We start from the raw sequence: 25963 nt of genomic DNA on the forward strand, positions 1-25963 counted from the left end.
AATGTCAGCTCCACACATCGTGCAGAACTAGTTGAGATCAATATGACTGAAAAAACATTTATCAAAGGTAAAGACCGCGACCTAGAATCGTCAATCTCTACCATGCAAAACAAGCTTGAAGCCCTACACATTAATGTTGAAGAAGCGCTTTGGCTTAACCCTGTAGCTAACTGTTATTCGGTTCATATAAAAGACAGTGACTGCGGTGTTATGTTTACCAATGGTAAAGGCGCAACCGACAAAGCATCTATTGCCTCAGCACTCGGTGAATACTTTGAGCGTTTAAGCTGTAACTACTTTTTTGCAGACTTTTATCTAGGTGAAGAATTTGCCAATGGCGAGTTTACTCATTACCCAACCGAAAAATGGTTTAAAGTTGAAGGCGATGAAGTACCACAAGGTATTATGGATGAAAGCTTATGGGATTACTTTGACCCAGAGCGCGAACTTAACGCATCGCACCTTTTTGATTTTAACTCTGGCAATATTGATCGTGGCATTTGTACCCTGCCCTACACTCGCCAACGCGATAACCAAGACGTATACATTCCGGTAAACGTTATTGGTAATATTTTTGTATCTAACGGTATGAGCGCAGGTAACACGAAGTTTGAAGCTCGCGTACAAGGTTTATCAGAAGTATTTGAACGCGCCATTAAAAACCGCATCATCGCCGAAGGTATTTGTTTACCAATCGTGCCTGAAGACGTTGTTAAGCAATATCCTCTAATTCACGAAGCGTGTGAAGAACTTCGCAGCCATGGCTTTCATTTACGTATTGCCGATGCATCGCTTGGGGGGATTTACCCAGTAATGAGCGTAACGCTTATTAACCCAACTGATGGTTCTGTATTTGCTTCTTTTGGTGCTCACCCATCATTTGAAGTTGCGCTTGAGCGTACAGTTACTGAGTTACTACAAGGTCGTCGTTTAGATCAACTAGATGTATTCCAACCTGCAACATTTGATAACGATGAAGTAGCAACACCAGAAAACATTGAACTGCACTTTATTGATTCAAGCGGTTTGATTTCGCATGATTTCTTCCGTGCAAAACCTGACTTTGAATTTGTACACTGGGACTTTAGCGGCACAACAGAGCAAGAATATAACTTCTGTACTGACCTAATTCACAGCATGGATCACGATATCTACATCATGGATTACACGCACCTAAACGTATACGCATGTCGTATTTTAGTACCGGGCATGTCAGACATTTACCCTGTTGATGAGCTTATTTGGCGCAACAACAACGAAGGCGCAAAATTTCGCGAAGCATTCCTATCGCTTGATCAGTACGATGCAGAGCAATGGATGGAAGTTTACGACAGCCTAGAAGAAGCCGGTCATAGCGATATTATCCGCGCCGCAGAATTTATTGGCTTAGCAACTGATGCCGACACACCATGGCACACACTGCGTATAGGTGAGCTTAAAGCGCACCTATGCTTAGCCGCAGGCAGCGAAGAAGCCATTGATTGGGTTGATTGGATACTTCATACGGGCCAAGTAAACGAAGATGCAATGCGCCACTTCCGCTGTTTAAAAGCGATTCTTGAAATTAAATACGATGACGAGCGCGAATACGCTGATTACCAAGATGCATTAGGCTTAATGTTTGGTGCTAATAATGTAGCGCTGGCTATAGAAATTGCCGAAGGTAAAAAGCAGTTTAACGGTTTAACTTTTCCAGGTTTATCGCTTGAAGGCTTTAAAAAGCATGCGGCACTACTTGATGGTTACCGCAAGCTACACGTAGCAAAGCAAAATCATTGGGCACGTGAAGTTAGCGATTCGTAACTCGCTAAACTACTAATTATAAAAAATAAACGGCGCATTTGTTAATGCGCCGTTTTCATTTATGTCATAAATTAGCTATAGTTAAATTGCCTAAATTAACGCCACGATGTAGCTAATGCCACCGTCTAGTAATAACAAAAAAACGAATGTTCATAACTTTAAGCTGACCTTTTGGTTATCGCTTACGCTAACTGTACTAGTTGGTGTTGTTCTTGATCGTATTAACTATAATCGTGTAAAAGATGCTCACCGCCTACAAATTCTTTCTGAAGTAAGTACATATCGTGCTCAATTAGAATCTATTTTAGTTTCTAATATCCAACTGGTTCGAGGTTTAGGTGTTGCCGTAGCGGCGCAGCCTAATTTACAGCAAACACAATTTGAACAAATTGCTCAACCGCTATTTGAAACCTCAAATGAGCTTCGCAATATTGGTGGCGCTCCCGATATGGTAATACGCATGACTTACCCCTTAAAAGGTAATGAAAAAGCACTCGGTTTAAACTTTTTAGAAGAAAAAAGCCAACGCGCTGATGCGATTAGAGCTCGCGATACAAATACCATTGTAATGGCTGGCCCATTAAAATTAATCCAAGGTGACATCGCACTTATAGCCCGAGTTCCTGTTTACATACCGCCAGAGAATCGCTTTTGGGGATTACTCTCAGTTGTTCTCAATATTGACAAAGTCTATGAAAATTCAGGTATTTATGAGCTAGGAAAAGAGTACAACGTCGCTTTACAAGGCAGGCATGGACTTGGCAGCAAAGGGGAATTTTTTTACGGTGATCAAAACATAATAGAGCAAGATCCCCTTGAGTTTACGTTAAGCTTTCAAGGTGGCAATTGGCAACTTTACGTAGCACCTAAAATCGGTTGGAGCCCTCCTATTTCATCAATATGGCCACTTCGGTTATCGATTATTATTATTTGCGGATTATTAATTTGGGCCTTTTTATTCTTTTTGAAAATGCTTAATCGTCAGCAACAAAACGAAAAAATGCTTGAAGCAATGAGTGATCTAGCTCAAATAGGCGCATGGTCATTTAACTTAGAAACTAAACAAGTGTATTGGTCTGATATGACCAAAAAACTATTTAAATACCCATTAAATAACCAACCAGAATGGCCTAAAGATTTAAACTACTTTAAAAAAGGCACTAGCAGAGAAACAATTAAACCTTTAATTGAACGAGCCATAAAATATGGTGAAAGCTACGAAGTTGAATTAGAAGTAATGGATGCAGAAGGTGAATCTGTTTGGGTACTCGTACATGGTGAAGCAGAACGAAAGAATGGACGATGCACACGCATTTTTGGCTCACTACAGAATATTGATACCCGTAAAAAAATTGAATTAGAAAATAATAAAACCGCATTACATAACGAAATTTTAGCTTCTCTTACCGTTAATAAATTAATATTAAATGGGCAACTTAGCCAATCGAAAGATATTATCACTGAAGCAATCTGCCAAGCATTCGATATTAAACGTGCCAGTATTTGGTTTTTTAATGAAGACAAGTCTCAACTAAGCCCCTTTGCCATACATAGCAAACATTCGCCTAGTGACAAAATTGACTCTATTTGGCTAAGAAAAAACAACCCCGGCTTTTTTAATGCAATAGATCATCAAGCAGTATTTAATGCACCCGATGCACTAGAACACCCAATACTCGCACCAATTAAAGAGCAGTATTTAATGCCACTCGAGATTAAATCAATGCTGTGCGTAATTATTCCTGCGGGAAGTGGTGCTATAGGCGTTGTTTGCGCCGAGCAATGTCAATCCAAGCGCCACTGGTCTAAAAACGAAGAAAGCTTTTTAATTGCCGTTGCAGCGTTAATTGGCAGCTTGCACTCGAGCCAGCAACGAATTGAAACTGAACAAAAGCTGGTTGCCGCCAAAGAAACTGCAGAACAAGCTGTTGAAGCTAAAAGTGAATTTTTAGCAAGTATGAGTCACGAAATTCGCACTCCAATGAATGGTGTTTTAGGCATGCTTAATATAATTAAGCAAACGCAACTAGACCTACAGCAAAAGCATCATATTGAACTTGCTCAGTCATCAGCTCAATCTTTACTTAATATAATTAACGACATATTAGACTTTTCTAAAATTGAAGCCGGTAAGCTCGATATTGAAAACGTGCAATTTAACCTACCTCGGTTATTAGGAGAAGTGGTTGAATCGTTTGCTTTAAAAGTAGAGCAAAACAATACAAAACTTATTTTAGATGCCACTCAAATTACAGTTAGCGAAATAATTAGTGATCCGAACCGCTTACGCCAAATTTTGAATAACTTAATTGGCAACGCCGTTAAATTTACTATTGATGGCGAAGTAGTTATTACCGCCAAAGTGGATGAAACAACGGATGGCTCGTTCCTACAATGTTCGATTATTGATACTGGCATTGGTATTGACCCTAAAAAACAAGCGTCGTTATTTGATTCGTTTACACAAGCAGATACCTCAACTACACGCCAGTTTGGGGGCACAGGGCTTGGGCTTGCCATAGTAAAACAACTGTGTGAGCTGATGAACGGTGAAGTAAGCGTGAACAGCATGCAAGGTGAAGGAAGTACATTTTCTTTCACAATACAAATACAGCCTCGCTTAAGTAAAGAACAAGATTTACCGAGTCATTTAATTAAAAACAAACATATTTTAATTATTGATGAGTGCTCGTTAAATGCAAATACAGCCAGCAAACAACTCACGGTATGGGGTGCAAAGGTTAATTGCATACATGACTATCTTGAGGTTGATGATTATTTAAATAATGTAACCACCCACCCTGAAGCTATTTTAGTTGATTACTACTTTTTTGAAAAAGCGCCGCAAACGCATATAACTGCGCTTAAAAACTTTATAAATATGCATAGTTGCAAGTTAGTTCTTATGGCGCCAATGAGTTATTCACCTGAGGAGTCTAAAGTAGGTATGGAAGTCGACTGTATGATTTTCAAACCACTCACACCTTCTGATTTGTTTGACTCACTCACTAACGATAAATACATTGAACAACAGCAGCAACAAGCACAACTACAAAATAAACTAACTAAAGCACCAGTACTCGATTCATCAGAGCCACAACTACTGCTCGTTGAAGACAATAAAATAAACCAAGTAGTTGCCTCTGCGCTATTAAAGCAAGCAGGTGTGACTTTTGATATTGCTGAAAATGGGCTTGAGGCAATTGTAAAACTCAATGCAAAACAAGGTAAGCCATATAAACTAGTTTTAATGGATTGCCAAATGCCTGAAATGGATGGCTACCAAGCCACTAAAGCCATTAGAGAAGGCGATGCAGGTAAGGGTAATGAAAATATTACTATTATTGCACTTACAGCCAATGCCATGCAGGGCGATAAAGAAAAATGCCTAGCAGCAGGCATGAACGACTATTTAAGTAAGCCGCTCGATTTAGCCGCCCTAAAACCTAAACTCCAGCAATGGCTTGGTATCCAATAAAGGTGTAAGCTAATAAAATACGCTTACTAATTTGAGATTATTTATGCAGTTATCAGCAAATCAACAACGTATTCTTGGTTGCTTACTAGAAAAACAAAGCACAACGCCAGAACATTATCCGCTATCGTTAAACGCTCTAGTGAACGCATGTAACCAAAAGTCTAATCGCGATCCTGTGTTAAATCTTACAGATAGTGACGTGCAAAACGCACTTGATGAACTAATAGACATGCGTTTGGTAACTATAGATGAAGGGCTTTCTGGTCGCGTAAATAAATACGACCACCGCTTTTGCAACACTGAGTTTAGTAATCTGCAATTTTCTGCTCAGCAACGTGCCATTGTTTGTTTATTACTTTTACGTGGTGCCCAAACCCCAGGTGAATTAAGAACTCGCAGTGCTAGGCTTGCTGATTTTAATAACGTAAATGAAGTAGAAACAGCGCTCAATAAACTGATTGAAAGCGATTACGCCCGTAAATTAGAACGAGAAGCAGGTAAACGCGACAGCCGATACATTCATTTATTTGGCGAACAACAAAATAATCCCGCCGATGCCTTTGTTGCTCTACCAAGCGAAGTAATTAAAGATAAAGAATTAAGTGATTTACTGGCAGAAGTGGAAGAATTAAAAGTAGAGCTTCGCAAAATAAAAGCTCATTTAAAACTTTAATTAATTAAGACTAAATCACATAATAAGTTTATTGCGTATCACATATTAAATTTTATAAGGAGCTGGCAATGCGCGCCGAAATTATGGCTGAAATGAAGGTTCAGCCAACTATTGATGTAAATGCTGAGATAACTCGCCGGGTTGCTTTTATTAAAGCACGTTTAGTAGCAGCTCACTCACGATCACTAATATTGGGTATTAGTGGTGGTGTTGACTCATCAACTTGCGGCCGCTTATGTCAACTTGCCGTAAACGAGCTAAATAAAGAACACGATACTGACAAATACCAATTTATTGCTGTGCGCTTACCTTATGGCGTACAAGCCGATGAAGACGAAGCGCAAATGGCGGTTGATTTTATCCAGCCAAGTAAACGTATGACCGTAAACGTACAACCGGCTGCTGATGCACTGCATGAGCAAGCGATAGCTGCTGTAGTTGGCTGTGGTGAAGCACTGCCTGAGCAAGCTCAGATAGATTTTATTAAAGGTAATGTTAAAGCACGCCAACGTATGGTTGCTCAGTACGAAATTGCTGGCTTTTGCCAAGGCTTAGTAGTGGGTACCGATCATAGTGCTGAAAACATTACTGGTTTTTATACTAAATTTGGTGACGGCGCGTGCGATTTAGCTCCGCTATTTGGTTTATCAAAACGCCAAGTGCGTGCACTTGCTACTGCACTCGGTGCCCCAGCTTTATTAGTAGATAAAGCACCTACAGCTGATTTAGAAAGCGACCGCCCAGGCTTAACAGATGAAGAAGCACTTGGTTTGAGCTATGAGCAAATTGATGACTTTTTAGAAGGTAAATCTGTTTCTAAAGACGTTGAACAAAAGCTTGTAAGTATTTACATGCGTACACAACATAAGCGCCAACCAATTCCGACAATTTACGATTAATGTTTTAGTAAATAAAATAAAGCAATTAACGCCTTTGAGGATTAATTGCTTTTTTGATCGACAGATTAAGAAACTGCGTATATTTTAGTAAATTAACGCTTTAAATTTTATAATACCAATTGCGTTAAATTAGTGATCTATTATAGCCCTAAGAAAATAGCGATAGATCGATCATGTTTTAACAATATTGGTATAAGTTACCCGCCAAAGAGAACACTGCCTTATATGACATCGCCCATCTTAATTACCGGCGCAGGCCAACGTATTGGTTTAGCGCTCGCTCAGCATTATATAGCCCAAGGGCAGGCTGTTATTATTACGTATCGTACTCGCCACAACGCTGTTGATAAATTAGAGCAACTAGGCGCTGTATGTATTTATGCCGATTTTAGTACCGATGACGGTATAAGTGCATTTATAAATACGCTTAAAGAGCATACAACATCGCTGCGCGCTATTGTTCACAATGCATCAAGCTGGGACTGCGAAGCTAACAATCCTGACTTTGCAGTACTGTTCGATAATATGATGCGTATACACGCCAAAACACCGTATTTAATTAATTTAATGTGCGCTGAGCTGCTTATAAACTATCAGCAAAGTGAAAAAGTACCTGCTGATATAATTCACCTTACTGATTATGTAGTTGAAACAGGCAGCCCTAAACACTTAGCTTATGCAGCAAGTAAAGCAGCTCTCGATAACTTAACTAAATCGTTTAGCGCTAAATATGCGCCAAACATAAAAGTGAACTCGGTTGCTCCATCACTCATTATTTTTAATGAACATGACGATGAGCAATATCGAGCTAAGACCCTTAAAAAATCATTAATGGGCATTGAACCCGGATGCCAAGAAATTATCAATAGCATTGATTTACTATTACAAAGCCACTACATCACAGGGCGCTCTTTGCCTGTTGATGGCGGCCGTCATTTAAAGTAAATATAAATAAACTGAGATATTTATGCACAATGAATTAAAAGAAAGTTACGAAAAAATCATCACCGCAGTAGGCGAAGATGCTAACCGCGAAGGCTTACTTGATACGCCAAAACGTGCTGCAAAAGCAATGGAATATTTAACGCAAGGATATCGTCAAACGCTTGATGAAATAACTAATAAAGCGGTATTTACATCTGACGCTGACGACATGGTGTTAGTGCAAGACATAGAGCTTTACTCTATGTGTGAGCATCATTTACTACCTTTTATTGGCCGTTGCCATATTGCTTATATTCCAAACGGTAAAGTATTGGGCTTGTCTAAATTTGCACGTATTGTTGATATGTTTTCACGCCGTTTTCAAATTCAAGAACAGCTAACGCATCAAATCGCTAAAGCAGTTGAAGAAGTTACTGGCGCTAAAGGTGTGGGCGTTATTGTTGAAGCAAAACACATGTGTATGATGATGCGTGGTGTAGAAAAGCAAAATTCAAGCATGCGTACATCAGTAATGTTAGGTAACTTTAGAAGCGACCCTAAAACACGCAACGAATTTTTGCAGCTTATAAAAGGTTAACCCTATGGCTAATGCAATTATTAACGTTACTAATTTGCGCCTGCGTACGTTTATTGGCTTTAACCCCGATGAGCGTGAAAAAAAGCAAGATGTAGTGATCAACCTAGAGATTCACTACCCTGCTGATGACGCATGTAAAACGGATGAAGTTGACCAAGCACTTAATTATAAAGTGATCACCAAAGAAGTAATTAGCTTAGTAGAGCAAGGCCACTTTTTACTGCTCGAAAAATTAGTGGCTGAAATTCTTGCGGTTTGTCACTCACACCCAAGTGTTCATTACGCTAAAGCACGTGTTGATAAACCGCATGCACTGCGTTTTGCCGACTCAGTGTCGTTAACGCTTGATTGGGCTAAATAAGGCCTTAAAAAACTTATTTAAAAAAGCTTTTCGAATCCTACGGCAAGGGCGATAACCGCTAAATAGCGCGCGCCTTTGCCTAGTGTTACTAGTAATAAAAACATACTAAAGCGCACTTTAAATATGCCTCCAATCACCGTTAATGGGTCTCCCACAACCGGTAACCAAGCAAATAACAAACTATATACACCGTATTTATTAAATTGCTTTTGTGCGCTATCAAGCCCTTTTTGCGATACAGGAAACCATTTTTTATCTTTAAAACGCAGTACCTGCGTGCCTAACCAGTAATTAACGCAGCTTCCCAATACATTTCCAAGTGTTGCTACGCACCACATAAGCCATAAATTAACTTTACCTTGGGCAATCATCCCCACCATTATCACCTCAGAAGAGCTAGGCAGTAATGTGGCAGATATAAATGCGCTAATAAATAACGTGAGATAAAGCATAATGTCCTTATGGCTAAACGTAAAAACCCAGCCTATAGCTGGGTTTATAATACCAATTTTATTAAAAACATGATCATTCTAGCGTATTAAATAACTCACTAACGACGTTAAAAATTATTTATATAGAACAACTATGTATCATAATTTTAGCCTTGTTATTGAGCTATTTTCTTATCGCTATAATAGATCACTAATTTAATGCAATTGGTATAAAAATAACTGAGGTTTTATTTTATCAAATTTAAACTAAACGGGTAATTAAACTCTTTACCTTCGTTAGCTTTAATACTCGCCATTACAACCATTACAAACCCAAAAATTGCCACTATAGGTAGTAATATTAAGCCTACTGCTACAAACATCAGTAAAAAACAAACTACATATGCAATTGCCATCGTTATTTGAAAGTTAAGCGCCTTTTTACCGTGCACGTCAACAACTGGCATCTCATCTCTTTTAATTAACCACACAATTAATGGCCCAATTATTGAGCCAAACGGCACAATAAATCCGGCAAGCGCACTCAAATGGCATAACATAGCCCACATACGGTCATCTTTATTAACTGGTTCAACCTGTTGATTTTCTTCCATAACACTCTCCTTTTTGTTTTATGTATGTTGCCTCTTAACTAAACAAATGTCTACAAATCAACCAACGTATTTGTATTTAAAAATCACAGCGTAAAATCTTGTGATAAAAAAGTGATAAGTTTGTGAGAGTTTCTGGAGACGATTATTCAATACTTAACTCGAATCATCACTTACAGGAATAATAATGAAAACTTCTACATTAACAATTGCAATTCTTTTAGCGGCAGCTAGCCAATCGACTATGGCCGCAGAATTAGACCTAAAAGTTACTAACCTAACCAAGGGTATTCACTTTACTCCACTGTTAATTACAGCACACAACAGCGAAGACACACTATTTGAAGTCGCAACAGAGGCATCTACAGCATTACAAACAATGGCTGAAGGCGGCAATATTGCAGAGCTAGTTGCACAAGCAGCTGCAGCGGGCAGTGATATGGCTGCAAATCCAGCTGAAGGTTTACTTGCACCAGCCGCATCTACAACGGCAACACTAACAACTACTGACGGTAACGAGTACCTATCTTTAACTGCAATGATGCTACCAACTAATGATGGCTTTGTAGGCTTAAACAGCTGGAAAATCCCAACAGAAGCGGGTACTTACACAATTAATTTAAATGCTTACGATGCAGGCACAGAACAAAACAATGAGCTTGTAGTTGAAGGCTCTGGCGCTCCAGGTACTCCGGGGATTCCTGCGGCTCCAGGTGGCGACGCTGGCACTGGCGGTACAGGTATATTAAGTGGTGATACAAATACAAGCATCCATATTCACCCAGGTAGCTTAGGTGATGACGATTTAGAAGCGGGTAATAGCGATTTAAGTAATACAGTACACAGATGGTTAAACCCAGTAGCGCAATTAACCGTTACAGTTAAGTAGGAGCATGATTATGTCATCTGCTAACAACCTTAAAAAAAGTCTACTAGTGCTTGCACTTGCAACCACACTTGCAGCGTGTAGCGATAATGATAACGACCCAGTGGTTGAAGAGCCGGTCGTTGTTGAGCCAATTGTTGTAGAACCTGTGATCAGTGAGTTTACTATTACTTTTAGTAACTTAACTGCAGGACAGCCTTTGTCACCACTCTCTGTCATTGCTTTTGAAGATGAAGCACCTTGGACATTCGGCACAACAGCTTCTGTTGGTTTAGAAATGCTTGCAGAAAGCGGTGCAAATGAAGAATACCTCAGCTACGAAAGTGCACTTGCTGCAGTTTCAGCTGAAGGCGCTATTGGCCCTGGTGAAACCACCACAGTAATCATTACTGTTGAAGAGCAAGAAACGCTTAATTTGTCATTTGCTGCCATGCTTGGGAATACAAATGATGCTTTTACCGGTCTTAGTTCTTTAGATGTATCAACATTAGAAGTTGGCAGTTCGTTATCACGCACTACGACTGCTTATGATGCGGGTACGGAAGCAAATACAGAAACAGCTGAAACTGTGCCAGGTCCTGCCGCTAGCGGTGAAGGGTTTAACGAAATACGTGACGATACAGCCGATATAATAACGATGCATCCAGGCATTGTTTCAAATCAAGATGGATTATCTACATCAGCACTTGGTGTTGAACATAAGTTTGATAACCCAGTATCGAAAATAGTAATTACGCGCACGCAGTAACGTTCCAGCTTGTAATGGGGAAGTAAGGGAGCACGGATGCCCCCCTTTTTACGAGGTAATACATGCGTCACGAAAAAATATTAGTAGTAGAAGATGACAGAGAAATAGGTAAGTTAATTACCACGCAGCTAACGTCGCTTAACTTACATGTTGATCATGTTGTGAGCGCAGAACTTGCCTTAAAAAAAATAGCTAAGCATCCCTACGGACTTATTTTACTCGATATAAACTTACCCCAAATGGATGGTTTAAGCTTATGCCGAAAAATAAAAGAGCATTACCCTACTACCTCCGTTATTTTACTCACCGCGCTTAGTAGCGATATGGACAGAGTTATTGGCCTTGAAATGGGCGCCGACGATTATATTTGTAAACCCTTTTTTGCACGCGAATTACAAGCCAGAGTAAAAACCCAATTACGCCACAGAGCACAACTACTCGCTAGCCAAAATAACGACAACTCCCCCGTTGATAGCGAACAAACACTAAATGTAGGCTCACTCAATATAGAATTTAGTTCGCACCAAGTGTATTTAGGCAAGCAAGCCCTTAACCTTACCGCCACCGAATTTGATTTACTCGTTTACTTTGCACGCCATCCTAATCATGTTTTTAGCCGCCAGCAGTTACTCGATAAAGTATGGGGTTACCAACACAGTGGGTACGAGCATACGGTTAATTCACATATAAACCGCTTACGTGCCAAGCTAGAAGAACACCAACAAGCGCCTATCATCGAAACAGTTTGGGGTGTTGGTTACAAACTAAACCCTAGCCAACTCAATTAAGACACCTATTATGAAATTATCTTTGTATCAAAAATTAGCTATATCGCTAGTCGTGATTTTTTGTTTTATTTGCGCCCTAGTTTACGGCTGGAGCAAGCAATTAGAACTGACTTCAAAACACCACGCCGAACAAAATCTGCACTTAGCGTTAGCGGAACATTTAGTACAAGATAACCCATTAATAAAAGAAGGTGTTTACGACTATAAAGCGCTTGAAAACCTCTTCCATACCTTAATGTTATTAGGTCCTGCGTTTGAATTTTATTTTGTAGACGAAACCGGAAAAATTCTTACTTACTCAGCAAAGCCGGGTAAAGTTAAACGCACGCATATTAGTTTAACGCCTTTAAAAAGGCTGATTAACGACCCAAGCGCTGCACCTATTTATGGTGATAATCCTCGTAATAAAGAGCAACAAAAAATATTTTCAGCCGCGCCAGTATTTAATCAAGATAAGCTACAAGGTTATTTATATGTAATTATTGGTGGTGAGGCTTACGATACCTCACTAAGCACTGTAAAAAATAATGATAAGTTATGGCTAGCTGCTTTATGGCTTGGCTCTGCACTCGCATTTTTATTTATTGCGATGCTAATTTTACTACGTTTTTTTACCAACCCAATTCAGCGCTTAGCACGCGATGTTAGTAATATTGAAGCCGCTAACTACAGCCTTACCGACACCAAGCTAAGTAATTACTCAACGCAAAAAAGTAACGAAGTGCATAGTTTAGGGCGAAGTATTCAAGCCATGCTAACGCGTATTAATGAGCAGTTTAAAGCGCTTGAACAAGGCGATAAACAACGCAAAGAGTTGCTAACTCATCTATCGCACGACCTACGTACACCACTTGCTTCACTGCAGGGGTTTTTAGAAGTATTGAATCAGTCGGGCGAGCAGCTAAGTAAACAAGAGCAGCAAGAATACTTGCAGGTATCGCTTAATAATTGTGGGCAATTAAAGCTACTCATAGAGCAAATATTTGAGCTTGCTCACTTAGAAAATGGCGAAATAAGTATAAATAAAGAAACCTTTAATTTAGGTGAACTCATTTACGATTGCATGGCAAAATTTAGTTTAGCCGTTGACAAAAAAGGCATTAGTTTGTCGGTAGAACCTGCGATTTGTGATTTTCCTGTGGTTGCCGATATAGCTAAATTAGAGCGCGTGTTAAGTAACTTAATTGATAATGCAATTAGGCATACCCCTCGCGGCGGCAGCATTGCAGTACATGTAAAACGCAGTGACGATAATCAACTATTTGTGCATGTATCAGACACAGGCGTAGGCATAAAAGAAGATGAGCTGAATGCTATTTTTGATCCGCACTACCAAGCAAGTAATTCTAATAAAGAAGGGCGCCAGCAAGGTGGTTTAGGATTGGCTATTTGCAGAGGGTTATTAAAACTGATGGATAGCGAAATTTACGTACAAAGTGAAATTGGTAAAGGCACTATGTTTAGCTTTAACTTGCCACAAAAAAAGGTGCTTTCTTAAAAAGCACCTTACATTTTTTGTTTATTTTAAATATATAAATTAATTACTTTTTAATACCCGCTAAATCAAGCATAAATGCATAGTTTAGCGCGGTATCTTCTAAGCGTTTAAAGCGACCTGATGCACCACCGTGCCCTGCTTCCATATCTATTTTAAACAGTAACTTATTGTCATCAGTTTTATAGTCACGCAGCTTAGCAACCCATTTTGCAGGCTCAAAGTATTGAACTTGTGAATCGTGCAAGCCAGTCGTTACTAGCATATTAGGATATGCTTGCTTAGATACTTGGTCGTATGGCGAGTAAGACAGCATGTAATCGTAATACGCTTTTTCGTTCGGATTACCCCATTCGCCGTATTCATTTGTTGTAAGCGGAATGCTCGCATCAAGCATCGTTGTTACTACATCTACAAACGGTACCGCAGCAACCATGCCTTTATAAAGCTCAGGCGCTTGGTTTGCTACTGCGCCCATTAATAAGCCACCAGCACTGCCACCTAACGCAAATATTTCATCTTTTGCGCCATACTTTTGAGAAACCAATGCTTTGGTTACGTCAACAAAGTCGTTAAATGTATTCTTTTTAGTTAGTAGCTTGCCGTCTTCGTACCAAGGGCGACCTAGCATTTGCGAGCCACGTACATGAGCAATTGCAAATACAAAACCACGGTCTAACAAGCTCAAACGTGAGCTTGAGAACGTTGGATCCATTGTTGCACCGTATGACCCATAACCATATTGCAGTAGCGGGTTAGTGCCATCTTTTTTAAACGCATCTTTACGGTAAACTAAACTTACCGGTACTTTTATGCCATCGCGTGCTGTAATAAAAATACGCTCTGACGCGTAATTGCCAGCATCAAAATCACCTAACACAACCTGTTGCTTAAGAAGCGTTTTATCGCCAGTCGCTAAATCTACATCGTACGATGAGCTTGGAGTGGTCATGCTTGTGTAGTAAACACGTAACGTGCTGCTATCTATATCGTTATTGCCATAAGTACCAATTGTATAAGCGCTATCGTTAAAGCTCAGTGGTAACTCTTTACCTGTTTTTAAATCACGCGCAATCAACTTTGATTGGCCCATTTCACGTTCTTGGTAAACTAAGTAGCTATTAAATAAATCAATGCCTTCGAGTTTAATATCATCGCGCGCAGGGATCACACTTTGCCAATTAGCCTTGTCGCCTGCTTTATCAATATCAACTTTCATCAGCTGAAAATTTACAGCATCTAAGTTAGTTACAATGTAGTAAGTATTCCCTAGCTTCGAAATATCATATTCAAGCCCTGCTTCGCGCTCAATTAAGCGTTTAGGCATTGCCTTAGTATCATCAGCACTTAATACCGATACGCCTGATGCAGCCGTGCTACTGTGCCAAATATAAATCTCTGACTCATCTTTGCTTTTACTCATACCCATGTAGTAACTGGTATCAGTTTCTTCGTAAATTAGCTCATCATCAGCTTGCGATGTACCTAATGTATGACGATACACTTGGTAACCTAGTAGAGTTTGTAAATCTTTTTTAATGTAGTAAACCGTTTTATTATCGTTTGCCCACACAATGCCACCGTTGGTGCCTTCAAGTGTGTCTTCGAGTAATTTACCGGTAGTTAAATCTTTTATTTTTACGCTATAAATACGACGGCTAACAGTATCTTCGCCATAAGCCATTAAATTGCCATTAGGGCTTACATCTAAACCACTTACTGCATAATAATCATGGCCTTTAGCAAGCTCATTTACATCTAAAATAACTTGCTGATCGGTACCTGCAAAATCGCTGCTGCGTAAGTAAGTAGTGTACTCGTTATCGCCACGTGTTTGTGTTGAGTAAAAATAATCACCGTTTTTAACTGGGACTGAATCATCGTCTTTTTGAATACGCCCTTTTAGCTCTTCAAACAACTCACTTTGCAGCGTTTTAGTATGTGCGAGCATTGCATCAGTGTATGTATTTTCAGCTTCTAAATAGTTAATTACCTCTGGTGCTTTACGTTCATCATCACGCAGCCAATAGTAATCATCTATACGTGTGTCACCATGAATAGTCATTTCATGTGGCACTTTTTTAGCAACCGGGGCAACAGCTTGGACTACTTGAACCGTTTTAACTTGTGTATTACTTTTTTTGGTTTCTTCAGGGGCTTGATTACAGCCACTTAAAATAGCGAGTGATAGTGCTGCGAGTGCGAATGGGGTACGTTTCATCAGTCAAAGTCCTTGTTGTATTTTTATTTTTATTAAGTAATTAAATATACCTAAAAATAACCTGTGTTGTGATTTAGTTTGTGAAGCTATGTAAAGTAAATCAACGTAATTCCTCTTTTCTTAATAAGCCTACATCAGGTACTCTGTAGATATATAAATCACTTTTAGGCTCAACTGATTAAGGGTAGTAATGAATAGCGAAGTAATTAACATTTTAACTATGGCAAAAGTAATTCAAACGGCCGTTGCTCCCGTATTTTTAATCACAGGTATAGCAGCAACTTTAGGTGTTTTATCTAATCGCTTAGCACGAATTACCGACAGAGCGCGCTTATTGGAGCGAAGATTAAAAGTAAATACAGATGATGATTTTAATAAGTCGCTAGCAACAGAACTCCGCGCTTTATTAAAAAGATCTCGATGTATACATATTGCTTTTAGTCTAAGTGTATTAAGTGCCTTACTTGTATGTGCTGTGGTTATGTTTTTATTTTTGTCGCATATTCAATCCATTAACTTAAGCGTAACTATTGCTTGCTGCTTTGTCGCCGCAATGGCGTTACTCATTTGTGCGTTTATTTCGCTATTAGGTGAAGTGTTTTTAGCAACCCGCAGCATGCGACGAGGCATGATATTTGCCGATATAGGCATTAATGATTAACTTTTTATTAAATCCGTCGTATTCGCTTGAATAAAAATGGCGTTACATACAAGATATTAGATCAGAAATAATACTCAACAGGGGCAAACATGAAATTAAAAAAAGTATTAGCAACAATAGCACTGGCAACGTGTGCATTTAGCGTATCGGCAAATTCTGCATTTAAAGAACCAAGTGACGCGATTGAATACCGCCAAGCTGCGTTTTCAATGATCTCAGTGCAAATTGGTGACATGGGCGCAATGCTAAAAGGCAAAGTACCTTTTGACGCAGAGCAATTTAAAATGCGTGCTAACAACGCTGCTGCACTTTCAAAAATGCCATGGGAAGCGTTTTACGAAGGAACAGATAAAGGTGACACAGCTGCACTTGCTGCTGTTTGGGCCGAAAATGCAACCTTTGTTGAAAAAGCGAATGCTTTTGCAGCAAATGCAGATAAGCTAGCGTTAGCAGCCCAATCGGGCGATAAAGCCGTAATTGGTAAGGCTTTTGGCGCATGGGCTAAAGGCTGTAAAGATTGCCATAAGCAATTTAAAGATTAATTATTGTTGTAGCCAGTTTAACAACAATAAATAGATAATAAAAAAGCACTGAGCGTTAATAACGGTCAGTGCTTTTTTTATGTTTTTTATCTACGAGACTTTCACAGCTCGGCTTTTAAATGGGCGTTTAAATACGGCACCAATATCACCTAAAATAATGTATAAACACGGTACTAATATAAGCGTTATTAACGTTGCAAACATAACAGCAAAGCCAAGTGCTACTGCCATAGGTATTACAAACTTAGCCTGCAGGCTTGTTTCAAACATAATAGGTAATACACCAGCAAAGGTTGTTATAGACGTTAATAGTATTGCTCTAAAGCGGGCACAACCAGCTTCTATTACTGCATTTTTAACGCTAACACCTTCGCGGCGAACTTGGTTTACATAATCTGTCATTACAAGTGAATCATTTATAACAACACCTGCTGCGGCAATTAAGCCAAATCCCGACATTAAGCTCATATCTAAATCAAACCAGTAATGACCCCAAATAGCCCCGGTTAAACTAAACGGAATAACCGACATTACAATAAGCGGTTGTGAATAGCTTTTAAGCGGCACAGCTAGCAGTATGTATACTAAAATCATTCCGCCAATAAAAAACATTATTTGCTCATTAGCTTGAGCTTGCTGCTCTTCTATTGCGCCACCAAGCTCTGATTTAACACTTGGGAATTCTTCTATTAGCTGTGGCAGTAGATTTTCTTTTACTTGCTTAACCACTTCGCCTGGCTCAATTTGCTCTTCATCAATATTGCCATAAACATACACGGTACGGTAACCACCTTCACGGCGTATATAGCTAATACCTGGCGTTTCTGTTAGCTCTACTACATCACCAAGAAGTACTTCTCGCCCTTGTGGGGTAGTAACAACGGTGTGTTTAAGCGATGAAAATGCCTCACGAGTCAGCTTAGGGTAACGTACCATTACGCGTACTTCTTCGCCGTTTCGGATTACACGCTGTGCTTCGCCACCATAAAAACTAGCACCCACTTGATTTGCAATGCCGGCTAAATCTAAGCCTAAATCGTAAGCAACGGGTTTAAGGCTCATTTGCACTTCTTTGCTCGCAGGATCTATGGTTGAGCTAATATCAAACAACCCTTTTTGCTGTTGAAGTAATTGAATAAAACGACGACCCGCTTGATTTAAAGTATCTATGTCTGAGCCATACAGTAAATAGCCAAACTCGCCGCCGCCATTACCACCGCCGCCACCAACATCGTCTTGAATAGTTAACGACTTAATACCAGCAATAGTCGGCATAGCCTCACGCCACCGGCGAGAAAGTTCAAATGCATTGTATGGACGTGAATCTTCGTCAACTAATGGAGCTAGTAACTGCGACTCGGTTCTGCCTTGGTTAAATACCAATACATCACGAATAATTTTTTGACCAAACTCACGTTCAGTCTCTTCATCGACTCTAAGTACCATAGCTTCTATTTCACGAATAGCAGCAATGGTTTGTAAGTCAGAAACGTTGTCGTTCATTTCTACTTGAATTTGTGGAAAGTCGTGCGGCACTTTAGGAGTTGGAACTGTACGTACTTTATTAGACGTAATAAGTGCAATACTGATTATAAACATTGCAATAAAAGCAAACAAAACAGTCCAGCGCCAATCAACACACTTAGCAATAAAACGTTTGTATGGGCCATTTACGAAACCAAAAAAGCGTGTATTGAAGCGATCGCGCCAACCACCCTTTTTAATCGGCGAAAAGTGCGTATGAGCAATGTGAGCTGGCAGTATCAGCTTTGATTCAATCAAACTAAATACTAAACACAGCATTACTACAACGGCTATACCATAAAAGAAGGCACTTTCTGGCCCGCTCGACATTGTGAATGGTGCAAATACAGCAATTGTTGTTAACACACCAAAGGTTGCAGGGGTCGCGACTCGGTTAGCGCCACGCACAACATTTTCTACACCACCGCCGCTTTTTTCAACTTCGGTGTAGGCAGCTTCCCCTATCACTATGGCATCATCCACCACTATGCCGAGCACCATTATAAAAGCGAATAACGAAATAATATTAATGCTAATGCCAAATAGTGGCATCATCATCATGGCCCCTAAAAAACAAACAGGTAAGCCAATCATTACCCAGAGCGCTAGTTTAAAACGCAAGAATAACGACAACATAATTGCCACCAAAATGGCACCTTGAAACAGGTTAGCTTTCATCATATCAAGGCGAGCATTTAGGTAGTAGGTCATATCCATTAATGGCTCTAATCGAATACCTGGCGGTAGCTGCTTATTTTTTTGATCAATAAACGCTTTAACCGAATCCGCAACGGGAATCATGTTTTGCTCTTGCGTTGCTTTTACCGATAAATACACCGCGTTTTCGCCATTAAACTTAAAGTAGCGCTCACCTTCGGTAAATTGATCTTTAATAACTGCAATATCTTGCAGTAAAACTTTAGCGCCATACTCGCCAATTTTTACCGGAATTTGCCTAAACTCTTCACCTGAGTAAAACTGATTCTCGACGCGAACAGAAATAACACCTGCGTCTGTTTTTAGCTGCCCCGCCGAAAAGTTAGCTGAATAACGACGCACTGCATTCATTACATCACTAAGGGTTAGGTTATATTGACGCAGCGTATCGGGCTCTATTTCAATTGCTATTTCATCAAGAGGAACATCGTTTACCACTAACGACACGTTAGATAACTGTAGTAACTCATCCTCTATTTGGTTTGCTATAGGCTTAAGCTCTGTAAGTGGTAAATCAGCAACGAGCGTCATACCTATAACATCTTGCCTAAACTCAACCTGACTTATGGTGACCGGTTCCATACCCGCCGGAAAAGTCGCAATGCCATCAACACGCAACTTTACTTTATCAAGCACATCGGTAAGTTTTGCATCGGTGTTTATTTCCAGGCTTGCTGTACCGCCATTTCTAAATGCGCGATATACGCCTTTTTTAATTTCGGTTATATCTTTAAGTGACTCTTCAACTTTTATAAGAATACTTTCTTCTATTTCCTGAGGAGAGGCACCTGGGTAATTAGCCTCAATATTAATGTAGTTAATCTCTACATTAGGAAACATTTGACGTTGAATCGTAAAGTAACTTATAGCCCCCATAATAATGATAAAAAACATCATTAAATTAGCGGCTACTGAATTATTAGCAAAGTAGGCAATTAGCCCTGTTTGTTTTTGTTGTATTGACTCGCTCATAACTATTACACCCTACAGCTGTTGCGTGTTTGAAGTGCTCGTTTCTGAGCTTTCAGGTTTTGCAGCTACACCTGCAATTTTAACCTGCATTCCTTTTTGCGGGTATTCAGGTAGAGTAATAACGAGTTTGTCATCGGCATTTAAACCACTGCTAATATAAAAATACTCACCCTCTTCACGAATAACCGTTACTTTGCGAGGCTCTAGTTCTTGATTTTCGTTTACTACCCACACAGTTTGGTTGTTAACCAAAGCTTGCGGTAAACGGTAAATATTATTAAGCATTGCACCTGCAAAATTCACCTGTACGTAGCTGCCAAACTTAATGGCTGGTTGTATGTTTTTAAGACCGTATGGGTCTTCTATACGCACTACTAGACTGCTCATACGCGTAGCGTTATCAACAATCCCTAGGTCGCGGTCAATTACACCTTCACGGGTGAAGCTGTTTAGGCCCTTTTGAATAATCGTCGCGGTAATGCCTTTAATACGTTCTGGCAAAAAAACGCTATCGAACCCTGCTATAGGAATAATCACTTCAGCAGTTTCAATATTATTGAGCTCAGCAACTTGCGAACCCATAGTGACAAATTGACCAACACCTACATTTCGGCTAATAACCAATGCATCGTAAGGGGCTGTTACTTCACAATTATCTAAGTCACGTTGTGCACGTTTTAATGCAGCTTGCGCCGACTTTACAGATGCCTGCGCACTTAACACTTGAGGCTTACGTAAAAATAAGTCGGTACGCGCTTTACTTGGAAAACGCTTTGCTTCATCTGCGGCTACTTGAGCTTGAGCCTGCTCTTCAATTAAGCCTGCTTGGGCACGAGCAATTTCTGCCTCCGCAACAAGTACTGCTGCTTCGTAGTTGTCTTTTTCGATAGTGAATAACGTTTCACCGCGAGCAACGATGCCACCGGCTACAAAATTAGGATGCCAACTTAACACTTCACCCGACACCTGCGCCGAAAGCTGTGTACTTTCAAGAGGCTTTACTTCACCGTAGCTATTAATAATAACTTGATGATCGTTTGCAGCCACTGGCTCAACCTGCACTGTTGGACGAGTATCAATTACTTCTTTTTTTTCTGGCTCTTGTGCAATGGCATTTATTCCCATAAAGCCAACAACACCAACAATTAGCGCTACAAATGGAAAAACCCATCTAAGTGAATTTGTTTGCATATCCTATTATCCCCAAAATTCTATTAACGTCATAATACCAGAGCCATATGAAACATTAAGGTGACATTTGTAAGCAACTGTTACAAATGCGTATATTAATAGATAAAATAAAGGAAGTAGCTTAAAAAAACGACTAGTATAATAATAAAAAACAAGCAGTTGGTATGATTTTGAAATGAATAATTAAACCTTGTTCCTTGTCAAATATAAAGCTCCTAATTAAATATAAATAGTGCCTTTTAAATACCTTACAGCATGCCCCGTTAAGGTGACGGTTGTATCACCCACTTCACATAGTAAATACCCGCCTCTGCTTGAAGCCTGATAAGCGCTTAACGTAGTTTTACCCAATTGCTGCGCCCAGTAAGGTGCCAAGCCAGTATGAATAGAGCCTGTTACATAATCTTCGTCGCCACCGCTTGCAGGCCAAAAATAACGAGATATAAAATCATATTCAGCACTTGCAGCAGTGGCAACTACATCAAGTGGATAAAGCGTTTTTAAAAGCTCTGAGCTAGTTTTTAATTCAAGTATTTGATCGGCGTTTTCATAAATAACAAAGTAGGCTTGGCGATTTTTAAGCACTTTACTCGGTTGCATAGACAGGCCATCAAGCAGTTGCTGAGGCACATTTTGCACTTCAACCGGTGCTTGTTTTGGAAAGGTCATTGCAAAGCTGCCATCAGCGTTTTTATTAACGATTAGCTCGCCCACCGCATCAGCAATAAAGCGAATTTGCGATATGTTATGCTCTTCACATAAAACATAGGCAGCCGCAAGTGTGGCGTGACCACAAAAATCGATTTCCATTAACGGCGAAAACCAACGAATAACAAAACTTCCATCGTCTTGCAGGCAGGTAAAAGCAGTTTCAGATACGTTATTCTCAGCGCCAATCTTTAGCATTAAATCGTCACTTAACCACGATTCTAGTGGGATCACTGCCGCATAGTTACCTTTAAATAACTCATTCGTAAACGCATCAATTTGATGAATAGCTAATTGCACTTTAATCCCCTAAACTATTTTATATACACGCTGAAGGTAAAATTTCTTTTGGTACTGTTGTTTTATTTTCGCCAACCGCTTGCATGCCAGTTACCGGTTCGTCAAACCCACATAACCACGCAATCGGGCTTGTAGGGCTTCCCGTTACAACTGCGGGTCTGAATGTAAAAACTGTATTTTGCAAAAGCTGTGAAGCTTTATTACCCAAGCTAATATGAATAGCACCATTATCAACTGTAATACCTGTTACCCGATTGCCAATCAAAAATTTACTTGCAGGCACACCTGCTTGTTCATTACTTGCTGGAAAACGCCTGTTTTCAAGATAATAAACCGTAACGTCTTCTCTAATGGCAGCAGCCATTGCAAGTGGGTCAACAAGTTCTGCTCGTTGTATATACTTACTGTATTGAGGTAGCGCAACCGCAGCTAAAATACCAATAATGGACACCACCACCATCAACTCTATTAACGTAAATCCTTTTGTTCTCATAGCACTTCTCCTAGCATAAATAGTGGTTGATAAGCCGCTTTCACAAATAAGCAAATAGACACAACAATGACCAAACCATAAACAATAACGAGCTTACTTATAAAGCTTTTAATATGTGTATTAAGTAACTTTAGCTGCTGCTTTAATAACGCTTTAAATTCTTCTTGGGTTTCTAAACCTAGCAGCTCGCATTGAGCTAAGTGCTGGGTTTGAGGTGTAGAGGCTTTAACACCCTTTTTATGATTACTTGGAAATAATAGCGTGGTAATTAAAGAGTTATGCTCATTAATTAATTGACGAGGAATAAGAAATTTAAATAAACCCGAAAAAGGCTTTAGCTCTGTGAGAGCACTTACATTTTTTAGCTTTAAAATAACGGTAAAAATAACACTCAGCAATAAAACGAGTAAAATAATTGGCACATACCAGTACGTAAAATAATCATCAAATACATGATTTAAAGAAACAGTATGCTTGCTATATATCTCAACAAAAGTAGGCACAACAAAAGACTGATACAACAAAGAGGATAAAACATAAATAACAAATACAATGGTTAAGTAACTAAGCCAGCCCTTGTGCTCAAACTTAAATTCGTTAACTAATTCCGGTAAACATTGATAATACGTAGCTTGCTTTTGCGATGTTGCTTCATCTTGAGATGCAATTTGCGTCACCAGATTATGCGCTAATTTACTATGCGACCCGCTATTGGCATACATATTTAAATGGGGCGGTGTACTCAGCTCATCTTTTTGCTCTGTACTTAGTGTTTTAGAGCTATTAACACGGCAAATATAGCCAAACTGATTCCAATTCATACTTTACCCTTTTATTAGATAAAGTAATTTGCCATAAATTAGGCTAAATAGGAACTTAAGTAGCTTGTTTTTAAGCCATTACAGGCCGCATTCTATAATATTGCATACAACCAAATTGCACAGCATTGGTAAGCAACAGCATAATAAACATAAGTAAGTGCGCCGTGCTTGGAGCCGCTGTTGTAAGCTCAACAACTAAGCCGCAAATACCAGCAATAAACTGCAAGCTAAAGTAGCGCGCGCTTAAATTACTTACATTACCCGTACGCAATGTTTTATAAGTTTGCGGCATAACACGTACCGAACTCATCACAAGGCCAACATACGTTAAAGCGCTTAATACCGTTGCAGTATCGAGGCTTGAATTCAAAAGTAGTGAAAAAGGCAGTAACGAAAAACCTAGCATAGTAAACAACTGTACCCGTTCTCGTTTAGCTGCGTTATAACGTGCAAAAAAATACAAAATAAGTCCGCTTAACGCACCGGTTACAATAAATGGTAACGCAATATAAAAACGCTCAAAATAAATATTGTAGGTTATAAAATAAAGGCTTTGTGCTAACCCAAACGTCATCATCAATAGTGATAAACCTGAGACACTACGATTTTTTCGAATTTTGTTTAGTAATGGTAAAAAACTAAAAACCAGAATAAATGAAGACAATATAGGCAAATAATGCGCCAAAGCAACCTCGATCGTTATATAAATGTTAATTAAACACGGAAATAAAAACATTTAATAAACATTTGTTTTAAAAGGCTTTTACTATGAGCGCGGCATTGTAGAGCCGCGTAAATTTAACTCAACTAAATAAGACATTCTTGTTTTAGGTACTGGCAAGCTAGGTATACAAAAACCGTAGAATTAAGTTCACGGTTTACCGGTTTAATAGAAAGCCTCACCGCCAAACTATTAAATAAAAATGATAGTTGTTATCATGCGCAAGTCATTAACTGCTGTATATAAAACTACCTATGAGAAAAACTCTTTTTAAAATTCACAGTTGGATCGCTCTAATAGCTATCATTCCATTGATTGTTATTAGTATTACAGGGAGCGTATTAGTTTTTAAAAGTGAAATAGATGGCTTACTTATGCCAAGCAGCCACTTTGTTGTAAATGCACTGCCAGAGCGCATGCCAATCGACACGTTAATTGCCAAAACAGAGCATGCTTACCCTGAATATGTAGTAGGTAGTTGGGAAATATTTAACGATGATACAGCTGATCGGGTTTACTTAGTCAAACGCGGCACAGAGCAATGGTATAAGTTTCATTTAAACCAGTATACGGGTGACATTTTGTCTGAACCTGTTGGTACCAGCCATTATTTTACCGATTGGTTTTTAGAACTACATTACACTTTTTTACTGAACGACTTTAAAAACCTGCCAGGGCAAACAGGCACTGTACTAGGCTTCTTTTTTGCTCTGTTTTTATTGGTATTAGGTATTACTGGACTTATTATTTATCGTAAATTTTGGCAGCGTCTATTTAGTGTGCGCTGGCGTTCAACACTGCAAATTGTACTTAGCGACATTCATAAAATGACGGGGGTTATAGGATCTCCCATCATTATTATTTTAGCTATCACAGGTGGCTACTTTAACTGGGCGGTGTGGTATCACGAAGTTATTGAACACGCAGAGGAAGAGCACTTTGTACTAACCAAAAACCTACACAGTAGCGATATTTCGTTTCAACGCATACTTGATGACAGTAAAAAGCAAATCTCCACTTTTAACGGTACGTTTTTAGTTATGCCACTCGAGCCTGACGAAAACATTACCTTATTCGGCGAAGTCGATACCGCCAACCCACTTGCTAGTGAGTATGCCAATACGGTTAGCTATAACAAGCTAACAGGCGAGCACATAGCTAACTGGGATATTCGCGAAGTAGGCGTTGGCTGGCAGGTAATTGATAGTTTTAGAAAACTTCATTTTGGCTACTTTGCAGGGCTAATAAGTAAAATACTGTGGTGCGTAATTGGTTTAAGCCCAGTGTGGCTAGCAGGTACTGGTTTTTACTTATGGTTTACTCGCCGAAAACGTAAAAAACAATCACAAAAAAATCGCTCAAGTAAACGCAGTACAGCAAGTGCTTGATTAAAAACC

At 39.4% G+C, this 25963-nt stretch carries 23 protein-coding genes; 14 read left to right on the forward strand and 9 right to left on the reverse strand.

All coding sequences use genetic code 11. The features are described from left to right. Positions 1-42 precede the first annotated feature (42 nt). The 7 genes from ycaO to folX all read left to right on the forward strand — a co-directional run bounded on the left by ycaO (position 43) and on the right by folX (position 8736). Complete coding sequence (gene ycaO / locus CXF89_RS00190; protein ID WP_121953456.1) at positions 43-1803, forward strand: 30S ribosomal protein S12 methylthiotransferase accessory factor YcaO; 1761 nt, start codon at positions 43-45, stop codon at positions 1801-1803. Between the two features lie 115 nt (positions 1804-1918). Beyond that, a complete protein-coding gene (locus CXF89_RS00195) occupies positions 1919-5281 on the forward strand; it encodes an ATP-binding protein (RefSeq protein WP_121953457.1) in 3363 nt (1120 codons plus the stop codon). Between the two features lie 43 nt (positions 5282-5324). Next, the gene (locus CXF89_RS00200; RefSeq protein WP_007580511.1) at positions 5325-5954 is read left to right on the forward strand and encodes a YceH family protein; all 630 of its coding nucleotides are present in this window, start codon (positions 5325-5327) and stop codon (positions 5952-5954) included. A 68-nt stretch (positions 5955-6022) separates the two neighbouring features. Further along, positions 6023-6853, forward strand: a complete 831-nt coding sequence (gene nadE / locus CXF89_RS00205; RefSeq protein ID WP_121953458.1) for an ammonia-dependent NAD(+) synthetase — start codon at positions 6023-6025, stop codon at positions 6851-6853. A 225-nt stretch (positions 6854-7078) separates the two neighbouring features. Continuing rightward, on the forward strand, positions 7079-7798 hold the full coding sequence (gene folM, locus CXF89_RS00210; RefSeq protein WP_007580509.1) for a dihydromonapterin reductase: 720 nt from the start codon (positions 7079-7081) through the stop codon (positions 7796-7798). A 22-nt stretch (positions 7799-7820) separates the two neighbouring features. Next, on the forward strand, positions 7821-8375 hold the full coding sequence (gene folE, locus CXF89_RS00215) for a GTP cyclohydrolase I FolE (protein ID WP_002962341.1): 555 nt from the start codon (positions 7821-7823) through the stop codon (positions 8373-8375). Positions 8376-8379: 4 nt separating this feature from the next. Next, entirely contained in the window at positions 8380-8736 is a 357-nt protein-coding gene (folX, locus tag CXF89_RS00220) for a dihydroneopterin triphosphate 2'-epimerase (RefSeq protein ID WP_007377309.1), read from the forward strand. 17 nt (positions 8737-8753) lie between these two features. On the opposite strand, the gene CXF89_RS00225 is transcribed toward folX, so the two are convergent. Beyond that, positions 8754-9188: a YqaA family protein gene (locus tag CXF89_RS00225; RefSeq protein ID WP_010554546.1), complete on the reverse strand. Its 435-nt coding sequence runs from the start codon at positions 9186-9188 to the stop codon at positions 8754-8756. Between the two features lie 227 nt (positions 9189-9415). Then, positions 9416-9781: a DUF4870 domain-containing protein gene (locus tag CXF89_RS00230; protein WP_007580507.1), complete on the reverse strand. Its 366-nt coding sequence runs from the start codon at positions 9779-9781 to the stop codon at positions 9416-9418. A 184-nt stretch (positions 9782-9965) separates the two neighbouring features. On the opposite strand from CXF89_RS00230, the gene CXF89_RS00235 reads away from it, so the two are divergent. From CXF89_RS00235 to CXF89_RS00250, 4 genes are all read left to right on the forward strand, one after another. Further along, entirely contained in the window at positions 9966-10667 is a 702-nt protein-coding gene (locus CXF89_RS00235) for a spondin domain-containing protein (RefSeq protein WP_101163826.1), read from the forward strand. Between the two features lie 10 nt (positions 10668-10677). After that, entirely contained in the window at positions 10678-11412 is a 735-nt protein-coding gene (locus tag CXF89_RS00240) for a spondin domain-containing protein (RefSeq protein ID WP_121953459.1), read from the forward strand. Between the two features lie 62 nt (positions 11413-11474). Next, positions 11475-12200 carry a response regulator transcription factor gene (locus CXF89_RS00245; RefSeq protein WP_007580488.1) on the forward strand — a complete coding sequence of 242 codons (726 nt, stop codon included), beginning with the start codon at positions 11475-11477 and terminating at the stop codon, positions 12198-12200. Between the two features lie 10 nt (positions 12201-12210). After that, positions 12211-13698, forward strand: a complete 1488-nt coding sequence (locus CXF89_RS00250) for a sensor histidine kinase (protein WP_010554544.1) — start codon at positions 12211-12213, stop codon at positions 13696-13698. A 43-nt stretch (positions 13699-13741) separates the two neighbouring features. On the opposite strand, the gene CXF89_RS00255 is transcribed toward CXF89_RS00250, so the two are convergent. Beyond that, positions 13742-15916: a S9 family peptidase gene (locus CXF89_RS00255; protein ID WP_121953460.1), complete on the reverse strand. Its 2175-nt coding sequence runs from the start codon at positions 15914-15916 to the stop codon at positions 13742-13744. 190 nt (positions 15917-16106) lie between these two features. Here CXF89_RS00255 and CXF89_RS00260 point away from each other — a divergent pair, with 190 nt between their 5' ends. Further along, a complete protein-coding gene (locus tag CXF89_RS00260) occupies positions 16107-16577 on the forward strand; it encodes a DUF2721 domain-containing protein (protein WP_121953461.1) in 471 nt (156 codons plus the stop codon). 89 nt (positions 16578-16666) lie between these two features. Further along, the gene (locus tag CXF89_RS00265) at positions 16667-17119 is read left to right on the forward strand and encodes a c-type cytochrome (RefSeq protein ID WP_007580483.1); all 453 of its coding nucleotides are present in this window, start codon (positions 16667-16669) and stop codon (positions 17117-17119) included. Between the two features lie 90 nt (positions 17120-17209). Here the strand turns inward: CXF89_RS00265 and CXF89_RS00270 are convergent, their stop codons facing one another. The 6 genes from CXF89_RS00270 to CXF89_RS00295 all read right to left on the reverse strand — a co-directional run bounded on the left by CXF89_RS00270 (position 17210) and on the right by CXF89_RS00295 (position 24530). Next, complete coding sequence (locus tag CXF89_RS00270) at positions 17210-20332, reverse strand: efflux RND transporter permease subunit (protein ID WP_010554540.1); 3123 nt, start codon at positions 20330-20332, stop codon at positions 17210-17212. A 12-nt stretch (positions 20333-20344) separates the two neighbouring features. Next, positions 20345-21523 carry an efflux RND transporter periplasmic adaptor subunit gene (locus tag CXF89_RS00275; protein WP_007580481.1) on the reverse strand — a complete coding sequence of 393 codons (1179 nt, stop codon included), beginning with the start codon at positions 21521-21523 and terminating at the stop codon, positions 20345-20347. 219 nt (positions 21524-21742) lie between these two features. Then, the gene (locus CXF89_RS00280; RefSeq protein ID WP_121953462.1) at positions 21743-22531 is read right to left on the reverse strand and encodes a PhzF family phenazine biosynthesis protein; all 789 of its coding nucleotides are present in this window, start codon (positions 22529-22531) and stop codon (positions 21743-21745) included. 19 nt (positions 22532-22550) lie between these two features. Further along, positions 22551-23024: a pilin gene (locus tag CXF89_RS00285; protein WP_121953463.1), complete on the reverse strand. Its 474-nt coding sequence runs from the start codon at positions 23022-23024 to the stop codon at positions 22551-22553. Then, a complete protein-coding gene (locus CXF89_RS00290) occupies positions 23021-23845 on the reverse strand; it encodes a hypothetical protein (protein WP_024607268.1) in 825 nt (274 codons plus the stop codon). The genes CXF89_RS00285 and CXF89_RS00290 overlap by 4 nt, the downstream gene beginning before the upstream one ends. A gap of 70 nt (positions 23846-23915) precedes the next feature. After that, positions 23916-24530 (reverse strand): PQ-loop repeat-containing protein, encoded by a 615-nt coding sequence (locus CXF89_RS00295; protein WP_033012533.1) that lies wholly within the window; start codon positions 24528-24530, stop codon positions 23916-23918. Between the two features lie 290 nt (positions 24531-24820). Between CXF89_RS00295 and CXF89_RS00300 the strand changes: the two genes are divergently transcribed. After that, positions 24821-25954, forward strand: coding sequence for a PepSY-associated TM helix domain-containing protein (locus CXF89_RS00300; protein WP_121953464.1), 1134 nt, complete (start codon positions 24821-24823; stop codon positions 25952-25954). Positions 25955-25963 lie beyond the last annotated feature (9 nt).

Origin of the sequence: Pseudoalteromonas sp. MelDa3 (assembly GCF_002863625.1) — a bacterium.
Classification (GTDB): domain Bacteria; phylum Pseudomonadota; class Gammaproteobacteria; order Enterobacterales; family Alteromonadaceae; genus Pseudoalteromonas; species Pseudoalteromonas arctica.